Source organism: Trinickia soli, assembly GCF_002879855.1.
In the GTDB taxonomy this organism is placed as follows: domain Bacteria; phylum Pseudomonadota; class Gammaproteobacteria; order Burkholderiales; family Burkholderiaceae; genus Trinickia; species Trinickia soli.
Genome location: NZ_PNYB01000048.1, coordinates 1 through 8,352, shown reverse-complemented (window position 1 = coordinate 8,352; position 8,352 = coordinate 1). Strand labels below are relative to the sequence as shown.

The 8,352-nt window shown below is 65.2% G+C and carries 5 protein-coding genes and 1 pseudogene; 5 read left to right on the top strand and 1 reads right to left on the bottom strand.

The features are described from left to right. A pseudogene (locus C0Z19_RS27415) lies at positions 1–416 on the top strand (primosomal protein N'); the annotation flags it as partial. 324 nt (positions 417–740) lie between these two features. On the opposite strand, the gene C0Z19_RS27410 reads toward C0Z19_RS27415, so the two are convergent. Beyond that, positions 741–923 carry a hypothetical protein gene (locus tag C0Z19_RS27410; protein ID WP_102612972.1) on the bottom strand — a complete coding sequence of 61 codons (183 nt, stop codon included), beginning with the start codon at positions 921–923 and terminating at the stop codon, positions 741–743. Between the two features lie 285 nt (positions 924–1,208). Here C0Z19_RS27410 and putA point away from each other — a divergent pair, with 285 nt between their 5' ends. The 4 genes from putA to C0Z19_RS27390 all read left to right on the top strand — a co-directional run. Continuing rightward, positions 1,209–5,171: a trifunctional transcriptional regulator/proline dehydrogenase/L-glutamate gamma-semialdehyde dehydrogenase gene (gene putA, locus C0Z19_RS27405; protein ID WP_102612971.1), complete on the top strand. Its 3,963-nt coding sequence runs from the start codon at positions 1,209–1,211 to the stop codon at positions 5,169–5,171. A gap of 85 nt (positions 5,172–5,256) precedes the next feature. Next, positions 5,257–6,390 carry a branched-chain amino acid ABC transporter substrate-binding protein gene (locus C0Z19_RS27400; protein ID WP_102612970.1) on the top strand — a complete coding sequence of 378 codons (1,134 nt, stop codon included), beginning with the start codon at positions 5,257–5,259 and terminating at the stop codon, positions 6,388–6,390. Between the two features lie 283 nt (positions 6,391–6,673). Further along, positions 6,674–7,828: a methionine aminotransferase gene (locus tag C0Z19_RS27395; RefSeq protein ID WP_102612969.1), complete on the top strand. Its 1,155-nt coding sequence runs from the start codon at positions 6,674–6,676 to the stop codon at positions 7,826–7,828. Between the two features lie 13 nt (positions 7,829–7,841). Next, positions 7,842–8,352 (top strand): nitrilase-related carbon-nitrogen hydrolase (locus C0Z19_RS27390; protein ID WP_332882224.1); only part of this gene is annotated, 511 nt, incomplete at its 3' end.

Genomic DNA, 8,352 nt, shown 5'->3' with positions numbered 1-8,352 from the left:
GAGAAGTGTTGGTGCAAACGCGCTACCCGCGGCACGCCCTCTATCACGCGCTGGCACGCCACGATTACGTCGGCTTTGCCAATGCGACGCTGGCCGAGCGCCGCGAGGCGCAACTGCCGCCATTCGTCTACCAGGCGCTGTTGCGCGCGGAGGCGCGCACGCTCGAGGCTGCGCTGGCGTTTCTCGGGCAAGCCGCCGCCGCGCTGGCTGAGGTGCCGGCCGCGGAGCGCGTGACGGTCTACGATGCAGTGCCGATGACGATCGTCAAGGTTGCGAACGTTCATCGCGCGCAGCTATTGCTCGAAAGCGCGTCGCGCGCGTCGCTGCTCGCCACACTGCGTGCCTGGCAGAGCGTGCTGCGGACGTTGAAAGGCGTGATCCGTTGGAGCATCGAAGTCGACCCGCTCGACATCTGAGCGCCGGGCAATCCAGCACGGGCGGAGTGCCGATGCGCCGAAGCGGCAGGTCAATGCGGGGACTGCCAGGTGGCAGTCGAGCACACAGCGCGCGGCGAAGCGCCGCTTCGCGAACCTTCGGGAAAGGCGATTCAGCAGTATCGGAGGCGACTGCGCGCCGCACGGGCGCGCGTGCGGACGCGGTTCGTGTAACTCGGCACGGGCGCGGTCAAAGGCCGCGCGCACGCCGCGACGGGAGAGCGTTGGCGCCGCGACTGCGGCTGGTGACGCGCGCAGGAACGGCTTTCGTTAGAGCAAATCATGATAGGCCTCGTTTCCGCCCTTTTAGCTGCGGTGCTCGGACATGCGAGCGTCGTTCGCCGCTGCAGCTTCGTTTCTGAGCCGAGCCCGGCGCATACGCGCCAGCGCAACGGCGCGATGATGGGCCGGCGATGCGCCCCGTACGAACAGCGTCAGGCAGACCACCGCCACCGCCCAAATCCCGCCGACTACGATCCACTTTTCCATTTCGCCTCTCCTTTTCCAACGCGCACCGTGCGTTACCGCCCTTTTCTGCGTTAACGGCATTCGGGGGCAAGCGCGTAGGGGGAAGAGAACGATTTCGCGTCAGGGAAAATACCGAGCGCAACCGGCGCGGCCCAGCCCGCTTCGATCTCGCGGCAACCCTTGCGGGCAAAGGGTCTGCGCGGGGTGCAACCAAAGTTGAATTTGGTTGCACCTTTTTGATCGAAGGCGTACGATTCGGCGATCTTTTAAGACATCGGCCGGCCGGCGCCGGCGATCGAAGGAACCATGGCCAGTACTACCCTCGGCGTCAAGGTCGACGACCTTCTGCGCTCCCGTCTGAAAGAAGCCGCTTCCCGGCTTGAACGCACGCCGCATTGGCTGATCAAGCAGGCGATCTTCGCCTACCTCGAGAAAATCGAACACGGACAGTTGCCGCCCGAACTGTCCGGCGTCACGGGCGCCGCGGACATCGGCGACCATTCCACGCCGGACCATGAAGACGACAGCACACCGCACCCGTTCCTCGATTTTGCTCAGAACGTGCAACCGCAATCGGTGCTGCGCGCCGCCATTACGGCCGCGTATCGCCGCCCGGAACCCGAATGCGTGCCGTTCCTGATTGGCGAAGCGCGTCTGCCCGAGCAACTGGCCGGCGATGTCCGCAAGATGGCCGCCAAACTGGTCGAGACGCTGCGCGCCAAGCGCACGGGCGGCGGCGTCGAAGGCCTCATCCATGAATTCTCGCTGTCGAGCCAGGAAGGCGTCGCGCTGATGTGCCTGGCCGAGGCGCTGCTGCGCATCCCCGATCGCGCGACGCGCGATGCGCTGATCCGCGACAAGATCAGCAAGGGCGATTGGAAATCGCACATGGGCCATGCGCCGTCGCTGTTCGTCAACGCGGCGACCTGGGGCCTCATGATCACGGGCAAGCTCGTGACGACCAACAGCGAAGCGGGCCTGTCCTCGGCGCTGACGCGGCTCATCGGCAAGGGCGGCGAACCGCTGATCCGCAAGGGCGTCGACATGGCGATGCGTCTGATGGGCGAGCAGTTCGTGACGGGCGAGACGATCTCCGAAGCGCTCGCCAACAGCCGCAAGTTCGAAGCGCGAGGCTTCCGCTACTCGTACGACATGCTCGGTGAAGCGGCGACCACCGAAGAAGACGCACAGCGTTACTACGCCTCCTACGAGCAGGCCATTCACGCGATCGGCAAAGCGGCAGGCGGCCGCGGCATCTACGAAGGCCCGGGCATTTCGATCAAGCTCTCCGCGCTGCATCCGCGCTACTCGCGCGCGCAGCAAGAGCGCACGATGAGCGAGCTGCTGCCGCGCATGCGTTCGCTCGCGGTGCTCGCGCGCCGCTACGACATCGGACTGAACATCGACGCGGAAGAAGCCGACCGGCTCGAACTCTCGCTCGATCTGCTCGAGGCCCTGTGCTTCGATCCCGAACTCGCAGGCTGGAACGGTATCGGTTTCGTGATCCAGGCGTACCAGAAGCGTTGCCCGTTCGTGATCGACTATGTGGTCGATCTCGCACGCCGAAGCCGTCACCGCATCATGGTGCGCCTCGTGAAGGGCGCGTATTGGGACACCGAAATCAAGCGTGCCCAGCTCGACGGCCTCGAAGGCTATCCCGTCTACACGCGCAAGGTCTACACCGACGTCTCCTATCTCGCCTGCGCGAAGAAGCTGCTCGGCGCGCCCGATGCCGTCTTCCCGCAATTCGCGACGCACAACGCCCACACGTTGTCGGCCATCTACCATCTGGCGGGGCAGAACTACTACCCGGGCCAATACGAGTTCCAGTGCCTGCACGGCATGGGCGAGCCGTTGTACGAAGAAGTCACGGGACGCGACAAGCTCAATCGTCCGTGCCGCATCTATGCGCCGGTCGGCACGCACGAAACGCTGCTCGCGTACCTCGTGCGCCGGCTGCTCGAGAACGGCGCGAACACGTCGTTCGTCAATCGCATCGCCGATGAGACGGTGCCCGTCTCCGCGCTGGTCGTCGATCCCGTCGAAGAAGCTTCGGCCATCTCGCCGCTCGGCGCACCGCACGCGAAGATCCCGCTGCCGCGCAACCTATACGGCGGCGAGCGTCCCAATTCGATGGGCCTCGATCTGTCGAACGAGCATCGCCTCGCTTCGCTCTCGTCTGCGTTGCTTGCGAGCGCGCACCACCCATGGCGGGCCGCGCCGATGCTCGAAGCCGGCGAGCTGCCCGCCTCGAGCGCCGTAGGCCGGCTCGAGCGCGCTGTGCGCAATCCGTCCGATCATCGCGACATCGTCGGCACCGTGGTCGAAGCCACGCGCGACGACGTGAACGCGGCGTTGGCCGCGGCGGTCGCCGCTGCGCCGATCTGGCAAGCGACGCCGGTCGGCGCGCGCGCCGATTGCCTCGCGCGAGCAGCCGATCTGCTCGAAGCGCAGATGCATACGTTGATGGGCCTTATCGTGCGCGAAGCCGGGAAGTCGTTGCCGAACGCGATTGCCGAGATTCGCGAAGCCGTCGACTTTCTGCGCTACTACTCGGCCCAGATCCGCGAGGAGTTCTCCAACGACACGCATCGCCCGCTCGGCCCCGTGGTCTGCATCAGCCCGTGGAACTTCCCGCTGGCGATCTTCATGGGCCAGGTCGCCGCCGCGCTCGCGGCCGGCAACACGGTGCTGGCCAAGCCCGCCGAGCAAACACCCCTGATCGCCGCGCAAGCCGTGCGGCTGTTGCGCGAAGCCGGCGTGCCCGCAGGCGCCGTGCAGCTGCTGCCCGGCGACGGCGAGACGGTCGGCGCCTCGCTTGTCGCCGATTCGCGCACGCGGGCCGTGATGTTCACAGGTTCGACCGAAGTCGCCCGCCTCATCAACAAGACGCTCTCCGAACGCCTCGATCCGGACGGCAAGCCCATTCCGCTGATTGCGGAAACGGGCGGTCAGAACGCGATGATCGTCGATTCGTCGGCGCTGGCCGAGCAAGTCGTCGCCGACGTCATGCAATCGGCTTTCGATTCGGCAGGCCAACGCTGCTCGGCGTTGCGCGTGCTCTGTCTGCAAGACGACGTGGCCGATCGCACGCTGACGATGCTCAAAGGCGCGATGCACGAGCTGACGGTCGGCAACCCCGATCGCCTCTCGTCCGACGTCGGCCCCGTTATCGATGCCGAAGCGAAACGCACGATCGACGCGCACATCGCCGCACTTCGCGACAAAGGCCGCGCGGTGACGCAACTGGCGCTGCCCGAAGCCTGCGCGCAAGGCACGTTCGTGCCGCCGACGCTGATCGAGCTCGACAGCATCGACGAACTCAAGCGGGAAGTGTTCGGCCCCGTGCTGCACGTGATCCGCTATCGCAGGAGCGGCCTCGACAAGCTGCTCGAGCAGATCAAGGCCACGGGCTACGGTCTTACGCTCGGCATCCACACGCGCATCGACGAAACCATCGCGCATGTCATTTCGCGCGCTCACGTCGGCAACATCTACGTGAACCGCAACGTGATCGGCGCCGTGGTCGGCGTCCAACCGTTCGGCGGCGAAGGGCTGTCGGGCACGGGGCCGAAGGCGGGCGGCGCGCTCTATCTGCAACGCCTGCTAGCCAAGCGTCCGTCGGGCTTGCCGAAGTCGCTCGCGGCTTCGCTCGTGGCTGACGGCGGCGCGTCTGCCGAGGTGCAAGAGGGCGACGCGGCACGCTTGAGCCCGCGTGCGGCGCTCACGGCGCTGCGCGATTGGCTCATCGCCGAGCGCCAGCCTGCGCTCGCCGCACGCTGCGACGGTTATCTCGCTAATATGCCTGCCGGCGCCACGGCGGTGTTGCCCGGCCCGACGGGCGAGCGTAATACCTACACGCTCAGCGCGCGCGGCACGGTATCCTGCGTGCCTTCGACGGCGAGCGGCGCGCGTGCGCAGTTTGCCGCGGTCCTCGCCACGGGCAACCGTGCGCTGTTCTCGGGCGCGGCGGGCGAAGCGTTCGTCGCGTCGTTGCCGGTGCAGCTCAAGCCGTTCGCCGACGCGCAAAAGAGCGCCGACGCACCGGTCGATGCGGTGCTGTTCGAGGGCGACAGCGACGAATTGCTGTCGCTCGTGAAGGAAGTGGCCAAGCGCCCGGGCCCGATCGTGTCGGTGCAGGGCGTGTCCACGCATGCGCTTGAGAATGGCGATGAAGATTACGCGCTCGAACGGTTGCTGACGGAACGCTCGGTGAGCGTGAACACGGCGGCGGCGGGCGGCAATGCGAATTTGATGACGATCGGCTGAGCAACCCTTGTCGATGGAATCAAAAACGGAAGCGGTGCGGCGACCCCGGAGCTGCTTCCAACTACCTTGGTATCTAGGAGAAGCTATGCAGCACAAAATGAAAACGCTGGCAGGCGCGACGCTCGTTGCAGCGATGTCGCTGGTGGGGACCGCACAAGCACAGCAGGCAGAACAAGTGAAGATCGGCTTTGCCGGCCCGATGACGGGCGCGCAAGCGCACTACGGCACCGACTTCCAGAACGGCGTGAAGCTCGCGATCGCCGACATGAACGCGACGAAGCCCGTCATCGGCGGCAAGCAAGTCGAATTCGTGCTCGACGCAGCCGACGACCAGGCCGACCCGCGCACGGGCACGACGGTCGCCCAGAAGCTCGTCGACGACGGCATCAAGGGCATGATCGGCCACTTCAACTCGGGCACGACGATCCCGGCTTCGCGCATCTATGCCAACGCCGGCATCCCCGAAGTTGCCATGGCGACGGCGCCTGAATACACGCAGCAAGGGTTCAAGACGACCTTCCGCATGATGACGTCCGACACGCAGCAAGGGTCGGTCGCGGGGGCGTACGCCGTGAAGAATCTGGGCATGAAGAAGATTGCGATCGTCGACGACCGCACGGCTTACGGCCAAGGCCTCGCCGATCAGTTCCAAAAGGCTGCGAAGGCCGCTGGCGCGACGATCGTGAAGCGCGAATTCACGAACGACAAGGCCACCGACTTCAAGTCGATCCTGACGAACCTGAAGGCGGCTCAACCGGATCTGATCTATTTCGGCGGCGCAGACGCGCAAGCCGCGCCGATGCTCAAGCAAATGAAGACGCTTGGCATCAAGGCGCCGCTGATGGGCGGCGAAATGGTCCACACGCCCGACTTCCTGAAGATCGCCGGCGATGCCGCTGACGGCTCTTACTCGACGTTGGCCGGTGTTCCGCTCGAGCAAATGCCTGGCGGCAAGCAATACGTCGAGAAGTACAAGAAGGCGTTCGGCACGGACGTCGAGACGTACTCGCCGTATGCCTACGACGGCACGATGGCGTTGCTGACGGCAATGAAGAAAGCCAACTCGACCGATCCGGCGAAGTACCTGCCGGTGCTGGCCAAGACCAGCATGCCCGCTGTGACGACCCCGAACCTTCAGTACGACGACAAGGGCGATCTGAAGAACGGCGGCATCACGGTGTACAAGGCCGAAGGCGGCAAGTGGATTCCGCTGAAGTAATCGCGTAGTCTTCACATTGCGCTGAGCCCGGCGCGCCGCCGCGAAAGCGAGGCCGGTGCGCCTGAAGCCCCGTCGGATATTCATTCGGCGGGGCTTTCGTCGTTTACGGCGCTCGCTTCGGTGACCGTGCGCCATCGGTGCGGGCCGCCTCGAGCGAGCCATGAGAAGAACGCATGGCGCGCATGACAAAGTATCGATTGTGCGAGGTTTTTCGGCCGGGCTAAATCTCCGTGTATCCACGAACCGGGGCGATCGTCGTCTCCGGAATGGAAGGAGGAGACAGATGCGAAGCGCCCTCGAGCCTCGCTCGAAGCTGCCCGACGTCGGCACGACGATCTTCACCGTGATCGGCCAACTCGCCGCGCAGTACGACGCCTTGAATCTTTCGCAGGGCGCACCGAACTTCGCGCCTGATCCGGCGCTCGTCGAGGGCGCTGCGGCTGCCATGCGGCGCGGACACAATCAATACGCGCCAATGGCGGGCGTCGCCCGCTTGCGCGAGGCGCTGGCGGACAAAGTCGAGCGTCTGTACGGCACCCGGTACGACGCCGACGGCGAAGTGACGATCGTCGCCAGCGCGAGCGAGGGCCTGTATGCGACGATCAGCGCGCTCGTGCATTCCGGCGACGAGGTCATCTACTTCGAACCCTCGTTCGACAGCTATGCGCCGATCGTGCGGCTGCAAGGCGCTCAAGCGATTGCGATCAAGCTGTCGCCGCTAACTTTTCGCGTCGATTGGGATGCCGTCGCGGCCGCGATCTCGCCGCGTACGCGGATGATCATCATCAACACGCCGCATAATCCCAGTGCGACGATTTTCGATGAGCACGACATCGCACGTCTGAAGGCGCTCGTAGATGGGACGGATATCGTCGTGCTGTCCGACGAAGTCTACGAGCATGTTGTCTTCGACGGCGCGACGCATCAGAGCATGGCGCGTCACGCGCAGTTGGCGCAGCGCAGCGTGGTCGTCTCGTCGTTCGGCAAGACTCACCATGTGACCGGTTGGCGCGTCGGCTATTGCCTCGCGCCGGCCGAACTGATGACCGAGATCCGCAAGGTGCATCAGTTCATGGTGTTCTCGGCCGATACGCCGATGCAATACGCGCTCGCCGACGCGTTGGCCGAGCCGAACAGCTATCTTGGCCTTGCCGCATTCTACGAACGCAAGCGCGATCTGCTCGCCGGTGCGCTCGCTTCGTCGCGCTTCGAGCTGCTGCCGAGCCGCGGCAGCTTCTTTATGCTGGCCCGTTTCCGCGGCTTCTCCGATGAACGCGACAGCGACTTCGTGCAACGCCTGATTCGCGACCTGCGGGTCGCGACGATCCCGCTCTCGGCGTTCTATACCGATGGCGCCGACACGGGCGTGATTCGTTTGAGCTTTTCGAAAGACGACGCGACGCTCATCGAGGGTGCGCGTCGGCTTTGCGAAGCGTGAGGAGCGCGCACCGATGAATGCGTTGGCCCATTCAACTACCGAAATGGACGCGTCGGCGGCGCGAGACATCACGGCGGCCGTCGTGCAGATGACCAGCACCGACGACGTCGCGCAGAACCTCGGCGAGGCACGACGCTGGGTCGAAGCCGCAGCGCGTGCGGGGGCCACGCTGGTCGTGCTGCCCGAATATTTTTGCTGGATCGGTGTCGACGAGCGCGACCGTGTCGCGCTGGCGGAGCCCTTCGGCGAGGGGCCGCTTCAAACGGCGCTTGCGTCGCTCGCACGCGAGGCACAGGTGTGGCTGATCGGCGGCACGATTCCGGTTCGCCCCGACGATGTGCCCCGCGACGCCGATCGCGTCGGCGCAAACGAACGCCTTGACGAGTGCCATGCTGCCCCTCGCGCCTATAACACCTCGCTCCTGATCGACCCTGATGGAAGCTGTGTGGCCCGATACGACAAGCTGCACTTGTTCGGCTTCAGCGATGGACGCGAGCAACATGCCGAAGCCGACACGATGGTGC